Annotated in this window: 19 protein-coding genes; 11 read left to right on the top strand and 8 right to left on the bottom strand. The window is 38.4% G+C overall.

Annotation, left to right across the window (positions count from 1 at the left end; genetic code table 11):
- Positions 1 to 483: 483 nt before the first annotated feature.
- The 6 genes from BLR84_RS25110 to BLR84_RS25085 all read right to left on the bottom strand — a co-directional run bounded on the left by BLR84_RS25110 (position 484) and on the right by BLR84_RS25085 (position 5,505).
- Positions 484 to 1,890 carry a HEPN domain-containing protein gene (locus BLR84_RS25110; RefSeq protein WP_090473016.1) on the bottom strand — a complete coding sequence of 469 codons (1,407 nt, stop codon included), beginning with the start codon at positions 1,888 to 1,890 and terminating at the stop codon, positions 484 to 486.
- Positions 1,891 to 2,012: 122 nt separating this feature from the next.
- Positions 2,013 to 2,336, bottom strand: a complete 324-nt coding sequence (locus BLR84_RS25105) for a hypothetical protein (protein WP_090473015.1) — start codon at positions 2,334 to 2,336, stop codon at positions 2,013 to 2,015.
- 25 nt (positions 2,337 to 2,361) lie between these two features.
- The gene (locus BLR84_RS25100; protein WP_090473014.1) at positions 2,362 to 3,084 is read right to left on the bottom strand and encodes a DUF6602 domain-containing protein; all 723 of its coding nucleotides are present in this window, start codon (positions 3,082 to 3,084) and stop codon (positions 2,362 to 2,364) included.
- 2 nt (positions 3,085 to 3,086) lie between these two features.
- The gene (locus BLR84_RS25095; RefSeq protein ID WP_090473013.1) at positions 3,087 to 4,022 is read right to left on the bottom strand and encodes an AAA family ATPase; all 936 of its coding nucleotides are present in this window, start codon (positions 4,020 to 4,022) and stop codon (positions 3,087 to 3,089) included.
- Positions 4,023 to 4,535 (bottom strand): HORMA-1 domain-containing protein, encoded by a 513-nt coding sequence (locus BLR84_RS25090; RefSeq protein WP_176852152.1) that lies wholly within the window; start codon positions 4,533 to 4,535, stop codon positions 4,023 to 4,025.
- Between the two features lie 4 nt (positions 4,536 to 4,539).
- Positions 4,540 to 5,505, bottom strand: coding sequence for a CBASS oligonucleotide cyclase (locus BLR84_RS25085; protein ID WP_090473012.1), 966 nt, complete (start codon positions 5,503 to 5,505; stop codon positions 4,540 to 4,542).
- Between the two features lie 132 nt (positions 5,506 to 5,637).
- Between BLR84_RS25085 and BLR84_RS25080 the strand changes: the two genes are divergently transcribed.
- The 6 genes from BLR84_RS25080 (at position 5,638) to BLR84_RS25055 (ending at position 12,986) form a co-directional block, all read left to right on the top strand.
- Positions 5,638 to 6,375 carry an RNA polymerase sigma factor gene (locus tag BLR84_RS25080; protein WP_090473011.1) on the top strand — a complete coding sequence of 246 codons (738 nt, stop codon included), beginning with the start codon at positions 5,638 to 5,640 and terminating at the stop codon, positions 6,373 to 6,375.
- A 7-nt stretch (positions 6,376 to 6,382) separates the two neighbouring features.
- The gene (locus tag BLR84_RS25075) at positions 6,383 to 6,724 is read left to right on the top strand and encodes a hypothetical protein (RefSeq protein WP_090473010.1); all 342 of its coding nucleotides are present in this window, start codon (positions 6,383 to 6,385) and stop codon (positions 6,722 to 6,724) included.
- Between the two features lies 1 nt (position 6,725).
- Entirely contained in the window at positions 6,726 to 7,523 is a 798-nt protein-coding gene (locus tag BLR84_RS25070) for an ImmA/IrrE family metallo-endopeptidase (protein ID WP_090473009.1), read from the top strand.
- A gap of 473 nt (positions 7,524 to 7,996) precedes the next feature.
- Positions 7,997 to 9,868: an NACHT domain-containing protein gene (locus BLR84_RS25065; protein WP_090473008.1), complete on the top strand. Its 1,872-nt coding sequence runs from the start codon at positions 7,997 to 7,999 to the stop codon at positions 9,866 to 9,868.
- 80 nt (positions 9,869 to 9,948) lie between these two features.
- Positions 9,949 to 12,027: an AAA family ATPase gene (locus BLR84_RS25060; RefSeq protein ID WP_090473007.1), complete on the top strand. Its 2,079-nt coding sequence runs from the start codon at positions 9,949 to 9,951 to the stop codon at positions 12,025 to 12,027.
- Entirely contained in the window at positions 12,024 to 12,986 is a 963-nt protein-coding gene (locus BLR84_RS25055; RefSeq protein WP_090473006.1) for a hypothetical protein, read from the top strand. The genes BLR84_RS25060 and BLR84_RS25055 overlap by 4 nt, the downstream gene beginning before the upstream one ends.
- Positions 12,987 to 13,084: 98 nt before the next feature.
- Here the strand turns inward: BLR84_RS25055 and BLR84_RS25050 are convergent, their stop codons facing one another.
- Positions 13,085 to 15,619 (bottom strand): S8 family peptidase, encoded by a 2,535-nt coding sequence (locus BLR84_RS25050; protein WP_090473005.1) that lies wholly within the window; start codon positions 15,617 to 15,619, stop codon positions 13,085 to 13,087.
- Positions 15,619 to 16,596: an AAA family ATPase gene (locus BLR84_RS25045; protein WP_090473004.1), complete on the bottom strand. Its 978-nt coding sequence runs from the start codon at positions 16,594 to 16,596 to the stop codon at positions 15,619 to 15,621. Before BLR84_RS25045 ends, BLR84_RS25050 begins: the two co-directional genes overlap by 1 nt.
- Positions 16,597 to 16,813: 217 nt before the next feature.
- Between BLR84_RS25045 and BLR84_RS25040 the strand changes: the two genes are divergently transcribed.
- The 5 genes from BLR84_RS25040 (at position 16,814) to BLR84_RS25020 (ending at position 20,052) form a co-directional block, all read left to right on the top strand.
- Positions 16,814 to 17,572 carry a hypothetical protein gene (locus BLR84_RS25040; RefSeq protein ID WP_090473003.1) on the top strand — a complete coding sequence of 253 codons (759 nt, stop codon included), beginning with the start codon at positions 16,814 to 16,816 and terminating at the stop codon, positions 17,570 to 17,572.
- 147 nt (positions 17,573 to 17,719) lie between these two features.
- Entirely contained in the window at positions 17,720 to 17,983 is a 264-nt protein-coding gene (locus tag BLR84_RS25035) for a helix-turn-helix domain-containing protein (RefSeq protein ID WP_090473002.1), read from the top strand.
- Positions 17,980 to 18,300 (top strand): hypothetical protein, encoded by a 321-nt coding sequence (locus tag BLR84_RS25030; RefSeq protein ID WP_090473001.1) that lies wholly within the window; start codon positions 17,980 to 17,982, stop codon positions 18,298 to 18,300. Before BLR84_RS25035 ends, BLR84_RS25030 begins: the two co-directional genes overlap by 4 nt.
- A gap of 258 nt (positions 18,301 to 18,558) precedes the next feature.
- Complete coding sequence (locus BLR84_RS25025; RefSeq protein ID WP_090473000.1) at positions 18,559 to 19,113, top strand: BfmA/BtgA family mobilization protein; 555 nt, start codon at positions 18,559 to 18,561, stop codon at positions 19,111 to 19,113.
- A gap of 12 nt (positions 19,114 to 19,125) precedes the next feature.
- The gene (locus tag BLR84_RS25020) at positions 19,126 to 20,052 is read left to right on the top strand and encodes a DUF5712 family protein (RefSeq protein ID WP_090472999.1); all 927 of its coding nucleotides are present in this window, start codon (positions 19,126 to 19,128) and stop codon (positions 20,050 to 20,052) included.
- Positions 20,053 to 20,161: the final 109 nt, after the last annotated feature.

The following is a 20,161-nucleotide window of genomic DNA, read 5'->3' as shown; positions in this document are numbered from 1 at the left end:
TATGTAAAAATAAGCATTAACGTTAATTGTTGCAATATATACTGGCATAAAGTTCTCGGATTAGGATCGGACTCGGTAATAATCGGGGCCGAATAGCGATTAATTAGACATGGCGACACTTAGAATCACCGTTGTTTTTTGATATTTCAATAATAAAACCAATAATCCCCCCTTAAATTAAACATTGAACAAAGTGAAGATTTAAGTATTCTGGCACGCTATAACGGATGAGTACAGCCGATATATTTATTCGATAATGTTCAGTCATCCTTTATTGGGACACTGGTATTAATCGAATTTCTATTTTGATGAGAACCCTCATTTCGCGTTGATAACTCATCTGATATTACATACTTATTAAATGTGGCTTTACAACCAAAGGAGCTCTGATTAAGGTACAATTGTCCTTTTGTAAAGATAATTCTCTGAGCATTATATTACCAGATTTAAAGAGATTAGCGAGCTCACTCGTATCCTTGATATCTAAGAACGTAGCAAAAGGAGATCATTCGTTTTGGCTTCTAAATGCTGAGGGTGCAAAATGACAATTTTTAATATTTCGCGCAAATAACGTTTTGCTAATTCAATTGTTGGAATGGTAGAATTATCGGGAAGTTTTATTTCACGGCTTTTTTGTGCCCTTTTATCAGCGCCGTGAACAACAGCAGATCTATAATCATAAATTTTCTTAATATTATTAAATACTTCTTCCGCATGGTATTCTGAATTTTTATACTTTCGAATTAAAGCTGTTAGACGCATTGACAATTTATAGGTAATATCACTTTTTTCGCCATCACTTAAAAGCAACTCCAAAGCGATTATTAAATCAATAATTATATCTTCTTCTTCCTGCCGCATCATTGATTTATAAAATCTTTTGAGGGATATATCTACCTTATTGTCGGGGGAAAGATCAGCTTTATTAAAAAGTTTTTTAATTTCCTGGAGCTCCTTAAGCGTTAGTTTTGTATATGATTTCCTTGTCCAGTAAAAATTTTCAAAGTGATGAGGATAGCTTTTAGTGATCGCACCTTTTACTGGTTCGACATCAGCATAGTAACTATCACACCAATTGCTTGGATAAACTAATATCTGTGCAAAACCAGATGTATAGTCAGTTACCAATTTTAAAATAGTAAAAAACCTTTCAATTATATTTAAGGGATATAGGAACGGATCGCTAAAATGGAAATAGTCGTAAAGGCTTGATTGTCTCTTGTATGAATAATTCCTCAATACAATTTCGTGAGTTGCCGACATATACAAACTGTCAACAATTGCCGGTGAATAAGCAGTAATTCGATGCCGCGCACGGTTATTTTCATCAGATATTTTCCTGATAACCACGTTGTTACTGATTTTAAATGTATCAACTTCAAACTTTACAAATAGTATAGGAACTGCAATGTCAAAATGTAGTGTCTCTGAATACATATAATTCTCGACAGACTTATAGATTTTTTCAAACTTTGTTCTCGAAAACTTTACTCCATGTAAATAATAGTAACGCTCAATAAAACCTTCAATGAAGTTTGCGACGAAAAAATCGTAACTTTTATCAAGTTCGGCATCCTTATTTGGTAATCGAAAATAATCTTTCAGGTCTGGATTCGATTTAATTTCATTGAACAGCCAGATAAAATCAGGACTATTTTTTAAATCAATAGCCGGTTCCTGACCACTATATAAAGGTCTAAAAACCTGCGATATATCTATTTTTAACGGGTATTTTGAGATCGTTGGAAACCCATTTTCGTTATAACCCAAATTTGGATAATCGCTAAATTCAGCTGGGTAGTACCTTTCTTTAATTGCGGGCTCGATAAAGGGTAGAATCTTCGGTAACAAGTTACAGAGGTGCTCGAAAAAATCAGGATTTTTAAACATTAAAGCGTGTCATAATTGTCAATAAAATAGTTTTTTCCAAACATTAAAAAGTTGTCGTGGTCAAGGTTAAGTTAGCAAATTTTTAGGACACAATCTTATTTCATAAGCCAATGACGTCTATCTCAAGCAAAGGTATTGAGCTGTGTAAAGTGCTTATTAAAATGTACCAACAATACCTCGGTAAATCTACCAGTAATATATCCTTTTACCGCCTCTCCAGGATCTCCTTTGCTCTTCCACCACTTGATTGTTAATGTCAATTTATCATCCTCAATTTGTGGTTTTAGCATAGCAGTTTCTCTCCATTGCTCAGGCGAATGACTGTAAAGTATTTCGTTATCTGAGTTTTCGACTAATTCCCAAGTTTTCAATTTTTCATCAGTTATAGCCTTATTTATCGCTTTGTATAAGGCCTCTGCTTTATCTGTAATTGCTACTATTTTCATTGCTTGTATTATAAATTCGTATTTATTATGCGGGCGTTAACCATTTTGAATATTCTAAAACATCAATCATTGGTACTGTCCCGCTAAACTGTAGTTGTGAAATCAGTTTAAACAAAAACGCTGTTGCCGGTTTACCGGCTAAAACAAAATCGTATTCGTGATTAGCAGCATTCAAACTGAAGTAACCATGTGCAGCAACACAACCCAAATCCAAAACGTTTAGCTCGCTTATCAAGCTGTTTTTCAATGCCTCTCCCATGCCGGGTGTCCAATCACTTTCAAATGTTAAAATACCGCCAATGATTTTGATTGGCGGTTTCGCAGGATACGTACCACCAGCGTGCGGAATCGGCAAACTTGTTCTATGTAAGTCACGCACCGTTTTAAGTTTCTCGGCGGCATACTTAACGTATTGGGCGTTGATTGTTTGCTTGGCCTCAAAAATCGCATATACGCTTTCCGCAGGTATAATATATTGCCCTTTAAAATTGAAAATAAATGGTGAATATTGCCTGTCGAAAACAACTACATCAATCTGATCGCTGAAATTCCCTTTACTATCAACAACATGGGCTTTTTCTGCTCTATAACGTTCAGGTAGATACTTTTGCAAAAGCTCCAACCATATAGTCTCACTGGCATCGCCTTTCGTACCTGGGTGATTAAACGATTTTCGCGCAGTCTCCAGTTGTTGGTGTATATCATCGTGTAATCCGTGTAGTAATGTTTCTAATGACCAGTCTGCCATAACTAAACTTCTTTAAATGGTGAGGTGGGTATAATTTGTTTAATAATTTGAATTGCTCTGTCCGCCTCCACTTTTTTAGAAGGGTACGCGTCTAATATAATTGAGGGTATAAGGCGTTGAACGAGATCCGAAAACGTAAAACCAAATGCGCGATCGTTTTGAGGACCGGTTAGTTCTACTATTTCTTTAATTTTTTTGTCGTCAAAACCCAATTCTTTTAAAGGTGTTGAAAGAACTGCAAAACGTGATTCCTCGTTAGGGCGTTGAAAGTAAACAATTTCGGCTGCGCGACGTCTGATTGCAGGGTCTAACGAATTCGGCCTATTGGTGCACATTATAACTGCAGCCGGTAGTTGGCCATTGCCCAAGCTGTCGATACCTCTTATGAATGCGTTTACACCCGCTTTATCTTCATGGTGCATTTGGTCGCTTTCTCTTGATTGGGCAAGTGAATCAGCTTCATCTACTAAAAGGATTACAGCTCCGCGAGATTTTGTACCACCACTTTTTAGTTTTTTTGCTTTGTCTAACGTATAACCAAATGCTGCGGAAATTAATTGCGTCATTTGGCCAACTCTTCCCTGTCCTCTTGTAGCTAAGCTTAAAGGGTATAATTCAACATCTAACCCTTCTTGCCTTGCAACGGCATCGCCAATAGTGTAGGCCAATTCTGATTTTCCAGAACCAACATCTCCAGCAAGTATAATAAGTGGTGGCCTACGTGTTACAAAATTGAGTATTTGACTGGCTCCATTATGATATTTATCAACCCATTCATGCACTCCATTAGGGTTAATCAGAAGGCTTAAAATCTTTTTTATTTTCTCTTTGGTATCATCCAAACCAACCAGCAAACCTAAACGTTGTTGCATGTCGGGATCAGGATAAAGAATAGTATTCTCAAATAATTCTGAAAATGACGGCTTTATATTTTCCATTTAGTAACTTTTTACTGATGAACGATCAAGTGACCTACCACCTGAAGAATAAACTTTATCTGAACTGAAATAGCCACTCACACCTGGCGTTGCGGCATTTCCTCTTACAAAAGGCAATTGCGTTTCAAACTGTTCTTGCTGATAAGGCGTTAAAGCGCTAAAATTTGAGTTTGTAACCATGAATGTATAGAAGGAAGCCCCTGATATATCTGCATTAGGCCGTAACCGTCCCGGATCGTCATCTGTGCCAATCATCCCTGCCAAATCACGGGCAGTATACTTTAAAGTAGGTTCTATCCAATTGCCATTTCGTTTAAAGCCATAAGAAACCTCAGTTAAGTAGCCCCCTTTTAAAAACTCAATAAGTTCCTTCTCATAAATTTCAATCTGACTGTCGGACGGTGAGCCGTAAAAACGCTGCATCCTTTTAAGGTCTGTGACAACTTTTGATGCCAAGTATTTGGCATTTGTTAATGTAAATGTGCTTGAATTTGAATAACTGTCGCTGCTCATAATTTTAAACGTTAAATGTGGTACCAAAAACTTTCTGCCAGTAATAAACTGTTTTCTCCTTTGTTGTTGCAGATAACGCACTGTCAATAGCGTCGCCCGCATCTATGGCGGCATCTACGATTTCATCCGCTTGCGCTCTGGGATATAACTTAGCTGCGTTATTTTTAGGATTTACAGGGTCAATAACCTTAATTGGATTAGTGAATACTGGTACATCAGATGCTTTATAATAATCATAAAAAACTATTAACTCATCGAGGTTGCTGGTTGCCAGATAAGTAAAGAAACTTTGTAAGGCTTCAGGATAGTCAGAAAAATCAACGCCTTTATCCAAAAGCTTTGACATAACCAATTCAACCATGAATGATTTGAATCTAAACCCACTTCGTTCTGTCTTCATCAATCTTACCCAATATTTAGCAAGGCGTATAACTTGTGCAAAATGCGTTTCTTGTTTTTGTTTGCGTGATCTAATAAAATCTAAGTGTCGAGGAATACAGGTTTCCAATAAAGAACCGTCATCCTGGCTTACGACACACCCATACCAATCTTTATCTCCAAAATAAAGTATCGGCACCACATCAACATCTAAGCCCGATCCTCGAAATGAGATTGTTACTGAATATGTTTTAGGTTGAACCTGGTCTGGGCTTAAATTGGGGAAGGCATTGCGTAGCTTTTCGGCCAAGTAAGTTATTAAAGCGCTAATGTCTTTGGGCGCTTCAGAACCTGATATGTAACAGGCCATATCTATATCGTTAATTGTTCTCAGTGCCGTTCCTTTCGCCAAGCTACCCGAAAGCAATATTTTTTTTAGCGAAAAATCAGGGTGATCGTTTAAATATCCAGTAACCTTTTCACGTACACGTCCCGCTTGCGCACGGTATTCATCCGCTTTATCTTTTGGAAGATTAACCCTGTCCTTTGCAAACTGGGCTATTTCATTGTGACCTACATGCTCTCTCGCCATATCAGTTGTTTTTTAGATTAAAAAATAATTTCTTATCTTCATTTAACCTATATACAGAATTGTGTGAATTAAGCTAAAGCCTGTAAAAATTCACGCTTTTTTGTATAATCAATTAGATACCTTTTTCACATAATGAATAACGCCGCAAAAGTATCACCAGCAGAAGATGAACCAGATGACGACTTGATCGCTTTGATGGGCATGAAAGAAGATTTTCCAGATGAAGCGCTCGCTGCCTACGGTAAAATTTACCAACATTATTGGGAAATAATGTTGACTATCGCCAAAGGAGTAACCAGAGACGAAAAAATGGCAGAAGATTTAATAGCCGATACATTCAATGTAATTTACAACAGGGCCTCAACGTTTAAAAGAGGAAAACTCCGTAATCCTGATAACATCCGTTTATCTATAACTAAATGGATGACTACCATTATGGAGCACGTTTTTTATGATAACTTTTTGGACGATGCTTATAAAAAGCATTCAGATAGCGAAACCTTTGAGGAATCTTGCATCATAGAAAAGCAGTATATAGTTAAACGGCTTAATACCGACTTTGATGAATTTATAGGGGATTTAGAAAATGAGGAAGAAACGGAAATTCAACAGGCAATTGCAGATTCCAGTGGCGACTCGGAAAACATTAAGCATGTACAGGCTTATATCAACAAGCAGTCAGACAGGGATCGCGATATAATTTTAACAACATACAATTATTACGAAACAAATAAATACACACCAACTGAAGTTTTGGACGAATTAGAAGATAAATGGGTAACAACCCGCGAAAATATCCGTAAAATCCTTCAAAAGTTTAGAAAAGCAATTAAAGAAGAACTACAGTCAAAAATGATAATCAGAAAATAGGCCGATCATGAACAACGAAATTAACCATATTGACGATTTGTTTGATGATAGTATTAGCAAATCGCTTAGAAAGTTAGGTTTTATTTTTCCCAGGACATGCGCTGACTTTAATAAAATAGAGGAAAACATAAAAGTTAACAAGCTTAGCATGCCAATGAATTTAAGAGATCCTTCTGTTTTTCTTGGAAAGAAGGTTTTCCAAAACCATTCTGCAATCACACTTTCATTATCTGATTACACGATGAAGCTCGCTCAAGCAGCCAGAGAAGGAAATGATATTTCTGAAGAAGTAAAGGACAAAATGGAAAAAGATAAATTGGCCGCGAAGAATAAAAACAAAGCAACTTAAAATGTTACCTAAAATCCGGGAAGCAGAATTATCTGAGTTGGCAGAAACCATTGCCGATATATATTGTCCCGATGGAATAGTTTTGCCGGAAGTCATTGCTGAGAGAAAAAAGATTTCCTATTGCTATGGTAGTTATGGCGGTGCTTTCGACGGGTTGATTGAACAAGAACACAATTCCTTTCATATATTCATCAACATACAAAAAAGCCCAGCGGAAAGCCCGAGATCGCGTTTCACTTTTGCCCATGAATTGGGGCATTATTTTATAGACGAACACCGCCAGGCTCTTTTGAATGGTAAAACTCCGTCGCATCCATCTTTTACTAATTTCTCTTCCAAAAATCTCGTCGAAGTTGAGGCTGATTATTTTGCATCAAGTCTACTATTGCCTGAAACTCGAATAAAAAGGGACTGTCACAAGAAGAAATTTAATTTTGCTCTTATAGAAGAGCTGGCAAGAAAATATAATACCAGTATAACTGCAACGGTTATAAAGTTGATGACCATTGATAAGCATCCGATTATGTTGGTATGTTCTATCGCTGGAAAAATCAAATGGTTTAAATTCAGCCATGATTTCCCTTATAAATGGTTAAAAAAGCCATATGGCACTGTACCTAAAAACACACTTGCCGGCGTATATTTTAAAACAGGTGAAAAGTTTGATGAGGAATTACCCATTACTGCTAATGATTGGTTTGAGAATGTTTGGGATAAAGATGTTGATCGCTCGTTTTTCGAAAAATGTATTTATTCAGATCGTAATCAATTTGTATTAAGCATAATTTGGGAAGAATAAATTTTATGAGTAGTTGTAGCTCGAAGATGATTAAAATATTCCCAAAACCACTGTTTTTCGTGTATTATAAATTACATGAATCTTTAACTTACTGTACACATTTTTTCCCGATAAGGTCTATTTAACTCTGATATATACAAGTAACAATGCTTAATAAAAAAGGTTCGCTTTCATATTGTCTTAAGATAACATTATTAGTTGTGTAATTGCAACTACAATATGACTTGCGACCGTGGCACATTGAATAGATATGCTAGCGTTGTCCGTCTGGTTCGGAAGCTTCTCAAATATCATGTACTCAAATATTCCACATGTGATGCGGGATTTCTTAACAATGTCAATATTGGAAAGCCATATAAATAGAGAAGTATGCCGCTTTGCGTCTTTCGTTATTAACAATGATCCTCTTCGATGAATTCTGAATGTGTTAATTCACAATAGTACTTTGATTCTTATATGTGTTATCTTTATTCATGCAACTTCCCTTATCAACATTTAAAGCAGAAATCATTTCACTCTTTCGCGACGGAAAAGATGAAATCGTTAACCTCTTTGATATAGGCCTTGAGGATTATTTGGAGAACCACTATAATAAGCTCTCATTTACCAATACCTTTCTTTTTTCTCATGAAAAAGTCAAGTTTTATGATGTTTTTTTTCCTCTGGAAATAGAAACTAGAAAAAGTTGGCACAGCGCCTACGATCTTTATCAAAAAATTAATTCTTTAAATCTGATTGAAAGTTTATTCACAAGATCGAAATATGTTGCAATTATTGGCTATGCTGGTTCAGGTAAAACAATGCTTGCAAAACATTTATTCTTAGAATGTTGCAATTCTACCTTTTTAAAAAAGATTCCAATTTACATTGAACTTAGAACATTAAATAGCTTCTCTGGGGGGTTGAGAGAATATATTTATTCTGTCTTGACAAGTAACAAAATAAAGCCTAATTCCAAAATAATTGAACGGGCGTTAAGTAAAGGCAACTTCACATTTATTTTGGACGGATACGATGAACTACGTTCAGATATATTGGAGAAAATAACAATTGAGATAGAACAATTTTTTGATGAATTTCATAAAAATTATTTCGTTTTGACCTCTCGCCCTGGATCAAATGTAGAAAATCTATCGAGAGTTATTTGCTATTATGTCGATCCACTAAATAATGATACTATAAACAGCTTTCTGGAAAAACAATTGAGAGCTGCTAATGATGATGAGTTACTCCATAAAATCATTGAAACAATAGAAGATCGGAAAAATTTTGACTTTAAGAGCTACCTGTCCAATCCATTGTTACTATCTATGTTTATTTTAACTTATAGCAAGTATCCTGACATCCCCAAATTAAAGAGCAAATTTTATGGTCACGTTTTGGATACGCTTATTACAAAGCATGACAGTATTTCAAAGAAAGGAGGTTTTAAACATCCAAGAAAAAGTCACCTCGCTAATGAAGATTTTGATAATATTCTTAAAAGTTTTGCCTATATAAGTTTTTTCGAGTCTCGCTATGATTTTGATTCTGAATATTTGAAAGAGCGACTAAAATTTATAAAGCCTAAATTGAACCTTACATTTGACTTAGATGATGTTGCGTATGACCTATCGGTGTCGCTATCCGTAATTGTCTTAGATGGGTTTAGTTACAGATTCCCGCATCGTACGCTCCAAGATTACCTTACAATCCTATTCATAAAGGATTTAGATGACAAAGCAAAGGAGGTTATTTATGGTGAAAAACTAATTAAATATTTTGAACGATATAAAACTGTTGATCTAAACTTCGTCATGCTATGCCTCGAAATGGATAAGCATTCATTTTATAAATTTTTTGCCAAAAAGATTATCGGTGATTTTATTTCAGGCCTCGAAGGGAAATCTCAAGACGAAATTTTCATTCAGATAATGAAGGATCTGTTGGAGGGTTATGATGTTACAAGGTCTATTTTTAATCAAGTGGTTTGGGCAAACACCCCTCACAAAAAGGCTAAATTAGTTTATTCGCTATTATATTCTCTTGAGTTTTTAAAGACAAAAAATCCGTCATTGGTTGTTGATTTAAATATTAAAAATAGATTGTTGGATATCTTTGGTAACAAGATCTTGAATGATATCAAAAAGAAAGGCTATTTGATAAAAAAGGACCGAATTGAATATTTATCCCTTGATAATCTGCCGGACGAACTTATTTTAAAATTAATACATAACTATAAATTAAATAACCCTATCACCACCCTTATTGAAAGGATACAATCTTGTAACATAGAAATTGATACCATGATGTCACAGGAAACGCAAAATATTCACTCTATATGGGATTTTTCAGATGAGAATTAAATCTAAAAAAAATCATTAGAAAATGAACGCCTTTAAAAAATTTGTGCATAAAGAATCCGATTCCCTTCAGACCCAATTACATGAGTAATTTTAGTTTAATCGCTATACGCCCTCTATCTAATTGTGCAGAGCGTTTTCTCAGAAATCTAAAAGCGGACCACCCTTACATTTTTCACCAAGCATACAAATTTTGTATCAAGGCTAGCGCTGTTGAATCGATTAATTATTTCCCGAATAAAGATACCAATCTGTATAATATACCCCGAAAAGAAATCGGGAGAAAAAAAACGCTTGCTGATCTGGAAGTTAAGGTATCCGCTGTCGTGGGTAAAAATGGATCAGGTAAAAGTAACCTTTTCGAGTTTATCTTTCTTGCCGCCTATATCATAGCCAACAAGCAATTGATACTGGAAGATAATGGAGTGGAGGCTCAACATGACCTTAATGCTGCACTAATAGATACGCCAGCAGATCAGGACAAAATCATGGAGCTGAAAAAAGCGGTTTCGGAGCATGAGCAATTATTTAGTGATTTCGCCGCAGAAATATATTTTCGAGACGATGCCGACATCAAGTGCATTCGAATTGAAAATGGCGATCGTCAGATTATTCAGTTTAAGGAAGGAGCTACACCGGATACTTATAACCCTGTCCTTTTTCCAGCAATTGATTTTTCACTTGATCATACCGATTTGGGTCGTTATTTCTATACCGTTGTGATTAACTACTCCCTTTACGGATTGAACTCCAGTAAGAGTGGTCAATGGTTAAAATCATTGTTTCATAAAAATGATGGCTATCAAACGCCTATCGTGATCAATCCATTTCGCCGGGACGGCAATATCAACGTTAATTCAGAACTACATCTAGCGCAATCCAGATTGCTCGCGAATCTGATGGATGAGACAATGACCGTTAAGAATGTCCTCAGTGATAAGCCGATTAAATCGGTTTTGTTCAGCTTTGACGAAGTACAATTAAAAAAGATAGAAGGCGCAGAAATGGAGCCTAGTATTATACGCCAACTGAAAGAAACGACTGAAACCCTCGAAGATATCTTCGTGTCAACTTATGAAGTTTTTATGCAGAAGGAATGCGAGATCGATGAATTCCGCACAAATATTATCTACTTTGATAAAATCACCCGGTACGTCTTCAAAAAGCTTCTTAAAATTGCCATCAAATATTATCCTGAACATGAGTTTCACAAATTCAGTGTTGAACTTGATGAGGTTTACATTCGCCAATTAGCAGGTTATTTAAACTTTTTAAAAGGACAAAACTCACATATAACGCTTAAACTCAAACAGATCCTGAATTGTGTACGATTTAATTTATTACGTGCAGACTCTGGAAAAAGAATTGTTTGGAAAGATGAGAAAATTGAAATCCCAATCGACATTTTAGAAGAACGGCTTCAAACCGCTACGGGGGGAATTAAAGTACTGGATCCTCTGGAATACATGCCCACAGCCTTTTACCGTCCGGCATTTATCCTTGTTGATGATACAGCGTTTCATTCGCTCAGTTCAGGAGAACAACATTTAGTGCATACTACTCAAGCCGTTCTTTATCATTTGATTAATTTGAATACAGTATTCAACAGGCCAACTTTGTTATCCTTCCAGCATGTTAATTTGATGTTGGATGAAGTGGAGCTTTATTTTCACCCTGACTTCCAGAAAAGAATCGTTTCGGAATTATTGAACGGCATAGCCCGGCTCAATATTCCCAACATAAAATGCTTAAATATCCTTTTTTCAACCCATTCTCCTTTCATTTTATCTGATATTCCTTCCCAACACGTACTACGATTGGATGCAGGTAACCCTTGTCCGACTGGACAAGAAACGTTCGGGGCAAATATTCATGACCTCCTTGCCGACAGTTTTTATTTACAGGGTGGATTCATGGGGGATTATGCGCAAAAACAAATTACAGATGCTATTGATTACCTGGAAAAATGCGAACATCATCCTGATGGTTCTGTGACGACTCCGCAAGGTAAGGGACATTGGAACAAGAAGACTATTAAGAGTCTCCTTGGGATCATTGGCGAGCCTGTTCTAAAACAAGCCGTCGAAGAGCTATATTACAGCAAGTTCCCGGACAAACTAGAAGAAGAAATCAAGAGATTAACGCAATTGAGGAAGTTATGATACCAATAGGCTCAATTAAAATGGAAGGGGTGATTGGAAATCATCGGACACTGATTGAAAAAATACTCAAGGACGCAAAAACAGCCCTAGACATTGTAAAAAGAGATTTCGGTAGTTCATTTATACAGGAAGAAAAAAATTATCTTGATAAAGTAATCGCCTGTTTTGAAGAAAAAGGATTTCTTACCTACGATCAGGAGCAAATCAGTAAAAAAGCGAAAGATCTCGGCAAAGTGCCCGATAATGACAAGGCGAAAATCAGTCTATCAAGCCACATTCTGAGAGCACTAAATTATAAGCACCTCAGGAGGACCTTTTACCCCAAATTTTTCCGCGAACTCGGACTCCGAGCCTGCGTCTATTGCAATTCTCAGCCAACACTTTCCATTCAGAAGTTCAGTCCCAACGAAAGCAGCGTTACTATACAAGGAAAATTTCAATTGGATCATTACAGGAACAAAGATGAGTATCCATTTCTAAGCATTTGTTTTTATAATCTTTATCCGGTATGTAGTTGTTGTAACAATGCAAAAAGTAAATCTTCAGTGGACTTTGACCTTTATGGTGATCAACCGGCAAAACCCTATACGTTTAAATTGTCCCCAGGCAGTTTAGCGAAGTATCTGGCAACTGGAAATGCAGAAACTATCAAAATCCTATTTCTTGACCCGGATAAAGATAATTTACAGGATCCCAACCTAAAATCATTTCAGGAAGTTTTCAATATCCAGGGAATTTATGAAACGCAAACAGATCTGGTAGAGGAACTGATCCTTAAATCACAAATATATACAGGCTCGTATAAAAAAGCATTGACAACCTCGTTTAAAAAACTTTTATCAAATGAGAAATTAGCCAATCGGATGCTGATTGGCAACTATATGGATCTTGAAGATATTCACAAAAGACCTATGGCTAAATTCATACAAGACATTGCTATTCAGCTGAAAATGATTTAGTTATACACGGCGTATAATCCATTAATCTTAGTGAATTAAATGGGATTAACATATCACATTTTGCGAAGAGTCATACGGAGAATGCTTGGCCATCTGCGCTAAAGCTCAATAGTAACCATTTGAAGTACAGGATTGTAAATGTTAACATCTACATTTTCAGTTTCGATAGAAACAATCAGACTGTATCGAACGATACTATTGGCAAGCCCTAATTTTTTTCGTGTACGATACCATCCATTCTTTGGATAGACCGCCAATACATGTCGTGTGGAAAGGTCGGCACCAGAAGTAGCTATAAAGTCTTTCTTCAGGCTTCCTCGATTTCGCGCTGATTTCAAACTCCACACTTCGCCTTCTCGGTTGACGTTCTCATCACTTTCATCATCTTCAGCCGCTTTAGAAACCCGGAGTTTAAAGGTGTCAAGGTCCTCGGCTGGTTTGATAAGTATGAAGTCTAGGGAATGCGAATGGTACTGAAAATTATTGACATATCGTCGATCACCGGGATTGGGCTCTATAAAATAAGACAAAGTTATTTTCAGACGCACATTACTTTCTGCTAGTTCGTTACGCAAAATGTCCGCCGGCCATGGCAATTGGTAGAGGTGGTATTGATGATACTTGGGCGAATTCGTCCCGACCTGCTGGAAGGGCTGTATCGTTCGCTCTATTATCATGTGGAGACAATTTGAAGCAGAATAAAGCGCCCTTTGCAGATTTGGAACGCCGTGTCCGTAGCGCCTCAATAATGTTCGTTTCTCAGCAGAAGTCGTAGGGAAATGTCGTCCGTTGCCGAGCATTTGTGCGGAGTATTCAGCGGAATGGGCTATCAACCCTCGAACTGTTTCCGGCCAATATAGAGGATATGCGGTTGCAATTTCGGCAGCAAGTTTTGCAGCAAGCGCCGCCGCTCCGCTAGTATCTCCAAAAAATTGAAGGACATTATCCTGATGTCGTTTACTAGTGCTAATTAGTTGTAATTCCGGAACGTGAGAAACATCTACTTGATTAGTGGTCATATTGCCGCCCTCCATCACGATATCTGGCTTGATCGGCCATTGGCTGTCCCAAAGTAAAGATGTTGAATTCGAAGGTGACATGCCACCACGAGGTGCAAGTATCCTCCATTCAGGAAGTGTCGCAGCGTCTAATCTATCCTTCATCGTATAACTTCCCACGGTAAGCGCATTATACGCTTGTCCTGGGTCGTGAACACTAGAGGTGTCGTTCAGGTCGGTATAATCGATATGTTGATTTGTAAATACATTTCCGCTACTGATTAGTAATAATTGAGGTGGCGAAGCTTCACTTGCTTTTCCGTACGCAATTCTATCGATCATCGCTGACCAAGAAGATGGTCGCCCCCTGAATGCAAAGTCCGCATCTGTGATACTAAGGCAGAATACGCGGCGATTACCTGGATGAGTGATCGCTGGTTGATTGATTGCGTTTAATGTGATCGTTCCATAAAGGTCAGGATCATTTACAACACCGTATTGTTTGATCTTAAAGGATTCAAGGGCGTGAGTAATTACAATCCTTTCTCGAGAAGCGAAAGCCTCCGTTAGATCGCCATATAGAGCGAGTCCGGCCATACCGGTGCCGTGCCCTTCTCCTGACCAACTATCAAAATTCCCCCAGTCAGAATTATAGGCGTAAAGTCGATCATTAGGAAGGAATGGTGTAATTAAAGGATGGCGATTATTTACGCCGCTGTCCAAAAGACAGATAAGCACAGAGTTCTCATCGATTTGTACATCAGTTCGATCCAATAGATCCTGAATCAACTCCTCCCGGCCACTTAAACCCTCTCGCATAAAACAGTCAGCAGTTTCTTGTGGGTTACGCAATTCAGCTAGATTATCTAGTAGTAATAAGGATGATGAAAGCTGGTTAGCAGTCGCCTTAACTAGCCGTACAATATGTTCCGGAAATTGTATCTCTGATTGTCCTATCTGTGCTCCAATCGCTCTTAAATTTTGGTTGACACGCTCGATTCGTTCTCCATCATTTGAAGTCCTCCTGAACCAAACCTCCCACCATCTGTTCTCATCTCCATTTGGAAAATCGATGAGCAGTCCGTCGCTCCAAAACTCCCGCAGGGTAGCGATCTGAATCAATTCAAGATTTGCAAAGAGTGAATTATATTTGGGATTTGTCGCAACTATATTTCCGTCATCATCCTTTTTAGGGACATCTTTTTCAATATTAATATAATCCGTTACGTGTTTTATAAAATGACTGATTCCGCCTTTTGTCAACATGGCTAGAGTACGATATCGCTCTCTGCCCATGTCATCATCACTAAATTCCTTTGTTACCTTAATAATTTGATATTTGGGATGGTCAGCATCGCTATGTAAACTATTAAAGTTTAACGGAAAATTCCACTCTGAAATAAATTCGACGTAGATGGCATCATCGCTTACTATATTCTCCGGCAAGGGCTCATTCTCAAGTTGCTCAAACCGCTGTCTGATCTGTTCGAGCTGTTGCAAAATGCGATTACCGTGAATCGCTCGGTTCCTCGCAACCAAAGGAAATTCTATAACTACTGTATGCGGATACCGATAAGTTTCAGGAGTTACATGGCCGTTGATCTTAATATGCGGTAATTCGGAAATAATTGGCATTATAGCTTTTTCTTGTGAAGGATTCGGTTTAGTAAGGTTAAAGATAATGAATTTCTATCACTCAATACCATTTCCTTTACAACCTCTTCACAGGCTTTTACTAGGTCCGAAAAATTAAGTCCATCAGCAGTTGTTGCCAATTGGTCAAAATCCGGATGGCCGTCAAAAATAAAATGCTGCGTTTTCTCTCTCAAAATTTCTGCGATTTCTTCTTTGGTTGGCAACGGATAAGATATAATTTCGTCAAAACGCCTGAATAATGCCCTGTCCAAAGCATCAGGTAAGTTGGTTGCTGCAATAATGATACTATTGCTTTGATCCTTTTCAATATTGATCAGAAAACTGTTGAGCACCCTCTTTACTTCCCCGACATCCTGGCCGATATGACGGTGGGAACCTATCGAATCAAATTCATCGAAAAGATACACTGCACGCTGTGCAGGCATTGCATCAAAGATCAGACGGAGTTTAACAATTGACTCGCCCATAAACTTAGACATGATCCCATCCAAACGGACGATAAATACGGGGATACCTAATTCACCTGCGATAGCTTCGGCTGTCATTGTCTTTCCACATCCTGGAGGTCCCATCAAAAGAAGTTTTCGCTGAGGGCTAAGATTATGCTGTTTCAAAATCTCGATTTTGCGCTGTTCGTCGATAACACGAGAAAGAACACTATGAATCTCGGGAGAAAGCACCATATCTTTCAATGATAATTGCGGCTGAAAAATATCTATCAGTTCTGCCAGTTCACGTTTTTGTGGGGACATGTGAACCGTCTTGTTCCTATCAAAAATTTGATGCGATCTATTTTTTCGAGCTTCCTCAATAAGTGATTTTAGTTCTTGAGCAATGTTAGTATGCCCCTGGCGAGCTTCGGACGCGGCGATTTGAATAGCCGATGAGAAAAAACGATCCTCGTCGCCCTCGCCAAACGACTTGATGAGACTTTTAATTTGTTCCGCAGCTGCCATGGCGCAAAATTAAGGATTAAGTTAGGATTTATGACGTAATATATGAAGTTAAAATATATCCTCGACAATGATCATTAAACTTGTTAACAATATAACATTGTTATATATAGCACACACTCAACTCTCCTGGTCTGAACGGCTTCTCTCGCTTTAAAATGTTATAAAACAACCGTAAACCATATCCGCTTTTTGAGCGTTTTGTATAAAATCCCTAACTATGTCAACACAATACAGTTATTTCAAATTCCGAAGCCGGTTTGAGCTATTCCCCCATCGTTATGATATCGGCTGGCCAATCTTTACAGACAAGATTTTCGGGTTAAATTTCTTTGTGGATAAGATCTATAAAATCAGGAAAGATGAATATGCCCTGTTTTACAATCACCAGCTAAATCACTACCTGGAAGGGAACGCCGGCCGGGAAGAAGCTTTTTTCAATCATGTTTATGATATCATAAAGAACAGGATTAAATACTATAAAGGCCTTAAGCCATCTGGTAGTACCTATGCCAAAGGGCTGATTTTTACAGCTAAGTTGGAAGTATTTCTGGCATTCCTGAAAAGTATTGATCAGTGGCATAAAGTTGAACCCTTGGAGTCAGTCATCGGTGAAAAAGATAAACTGATCGATCAGTTAAAGGCGCGGATTGAAAAACTGGAAGCCCAATTAAAGCAAGCGAAAGATTTCGATGCAAATGAAAAGGTCGTCATCACTAACGGATATATTGCAACGTTCATGGATCTTGTGCATCAGTTTCAAAACTTGACATTGGGACAGACTAAGCTGCTCAGCTCGCAAGGCCAGAGCCCATGGTACAAAATGATTGCCAAATACTTCCAACACGGCGTAAACGAAATACCGATTGATACTGCTCACAACTACTTTGCCCCACGTAATAAACCCAAACCGCCAAAGTATATTGAAATAGCTGAGGAAGATAAGCTCTTCGAGATAGTTCTCAAGAATAAAAAGTAGAACTACCCTACTATCCGTGACTAAACGCCTACAATGGTCATTCATTTTACATCTTTTGCCTTGACATTTGCTTTCAGATCGTTCAGACGGGGCTATTCCATTCCACGTCTGAACAGGTTTGAATTTGAACTAAAAAAGGAGGCAAAAATGAATTTGGAAATTATCACGAAAGAAGATCTAAGAGAGTTTAAGAATGAAATGCTAGGCGAGATCAAACAACTGATGCAGCCAGGGCAAGGGCAATCTAAGAAATGGCTGAAAAGTAATGAAGTAAGGAAACTACTGAATATCTCGCCGGGTACTTTACAAAATCTACGAATCAATGGCACATTGAGTTTTACCAGGATAGGCAGCATCATGTACTACAAACTGGAAGATATCAACAAGCTCTTGGAAGGGGGCTTGAGATGAGGCAAACCATTTCAAATGCAGAACTCGCTGGCTACGGCAAGCTACTTCGTCGTATGAGCAAGGACCAGCGACTGATTGCAACGCATATCAGCTTATTTTCGGCTTTATTTATCCAATGGCAACGAAATGGTTTTGCCAACCCTTTTGCGGTTACCCGCAGAGAGCTAATGGCGTTCAGCAAGATCGCTTCGATTGCTACTTACCATAAATGCATCCGGGAACTGGATGAATATGGCTATATCCGTTACCAGCCATCTTATCATCCAAAACTCGGCAGCCAGGTTTATTGGCCTGCCGGATGGGAGGCGGAAGGATGATGCGTAACCGTATAGCGGTATATCTGAATAGCTGTGTATCTGCGCAGCTATATATCTGCATAGCCAAGCAGTTTACAGTCCTTCCGCGAAAGCGGGGGGAGCGAGCGGAAGTCGGGCACACCCGACTTTTTCCGCTCGCCCTGCGGGGCAGAGCCGATTCGCGTATACCTGTGGTATACTTTACCCCCCGCTTAATACAATAGGTTATGTTTTCGGTATACCTGACGGTATACTGATTTTAAAGAAATAACAGGCAATATGACCAAAGATGAAAATGTAAAAACCATCAGGTTTCCGGTTAAAACAGATGAAAAGATACAGAGTTTGGCCAATAAGCATGGTCTGACCAAATTGGATCTTTTCATCTATATGGTGGACTATTTTTATAAGAGTAAGAAAGATCCGAGGGACCTGAATGACGAGCTGCTTAAGAATGCGATCAATCGCAAGACCGACAACATTGTAGCTTTTATCAAAACACAGGAGCAGGAATTATTGATCCCTATGAAGAAAGATTCGGAGAGGATCATAACCGTACAGGGTAAGATCGTCGATTTCTTTAATCATCATATCCTAAAGTATAATGATGTGCAGAAAGCTGCTTATGCAGAACAGTCAAAGAACATTAACCAGATCGCCAAATACCTGTCGGGATTGGATACCGCTCAGTATGATAAAAAGACACTCAAAAGCAGGTTCTCAGAGATACTGGAGCACTATATCCAAAACAGGGAGCAAATGGGTATGCTGACCAAGCAGGTAGAAAAAGATGAACTGATCAAGTATGTCCGAAATATGCTCAGGAACTTATAAAGAATTGATAGCATGTATGTAAATATTACCAAAAGCGAAACAGGAAATAACAAAGGCAGCAGCAGTCAATTGGTGGCCTATTTGGAAAAAGAAAACCGGTTAGCAGAACAGTTAAAGCAAAGCTACCGGCCGGAATATTGGTTCAATCCTGAAAGAGATAATATTCAGGCCTATGAAGTAAGGCAAGGCATAGATAACAATATAGCCAAGCTGTCCAGAGATGAGGCTAAGTTTTTCTTGGTCAATATCAGCCCGAGTGAAAAAGAGCTGCTTTATCTAAAGTCCCAGCTTGGAGAAGAAGGTGCTAAAGAGCAATTAAAACGTTATGCTAACGAGGTGATGGATGCCTATGCTAAGAATTTTAAGCGAAATGGTATTGATGGTAACCAGGACCTGGTGTATTACGGGAAGCTGGAGAATCACAGATACTACACTTACAAAGATCTGGAAGTAAGAAAGGGACAAGTAAAGCGAGGCGATAGGAAGCCTGGTGAGCAAATGCACATCCAGATCATTGTCAGCAGGAAGGATGCCAGTAATCGTGTCAAATTAAGCCCTTTGAATAATTCCAGGGGTACCAATGCCGTGCATAGTCAGCAAGTCGGACAGTTTGACCGGGTAGCTTTTAAGCAAGCTACGGAAAAGTTATTTGACAGCCGGTTTGGATATGACCGGGAGATCAAAGAATCATTTAAATATGCCAATACTTTAAAACACGGTTCTTATGAACAAAAGCAGGAGGTAAAAGAACAGCAAAAACAAGAACAAGCGGTCAAAATAGAAAAGCAGCAAAGCCATCATCAGGGGAAAGGACTTTTAGCTACCTTATTGGATGGGCAAAGTGTTTATGTTGCGCCTGCACAGGATGATGATAAAAAGCGCAAGAGGAAAAAGAAGCGAGGGAATAACCTGGACCAAAGCCAGGGTCACTCCATGTGATACGTGCTCATAGTCCATACGGCTGCGGCATGCGGCAGAATACCACCACGCGCTTCGCTCCAGGCTGCATTCCACCGCCAGCCTCGCCGTCGCGCGACAGGCGTGCTTT

It is taken from the genome of Mucilaginibacter sp. OK268 (assembly GCF_900103125.1).
Classification (GTDB): Bacteria; Bacteroidota; Bacteroidia; order Sphingobacteriales; family Sphingobacteriaceae; genus Mucilaginibacter.
This window is presented reverse-complemented; position numbering and strand designations above follow the sequence as displayed.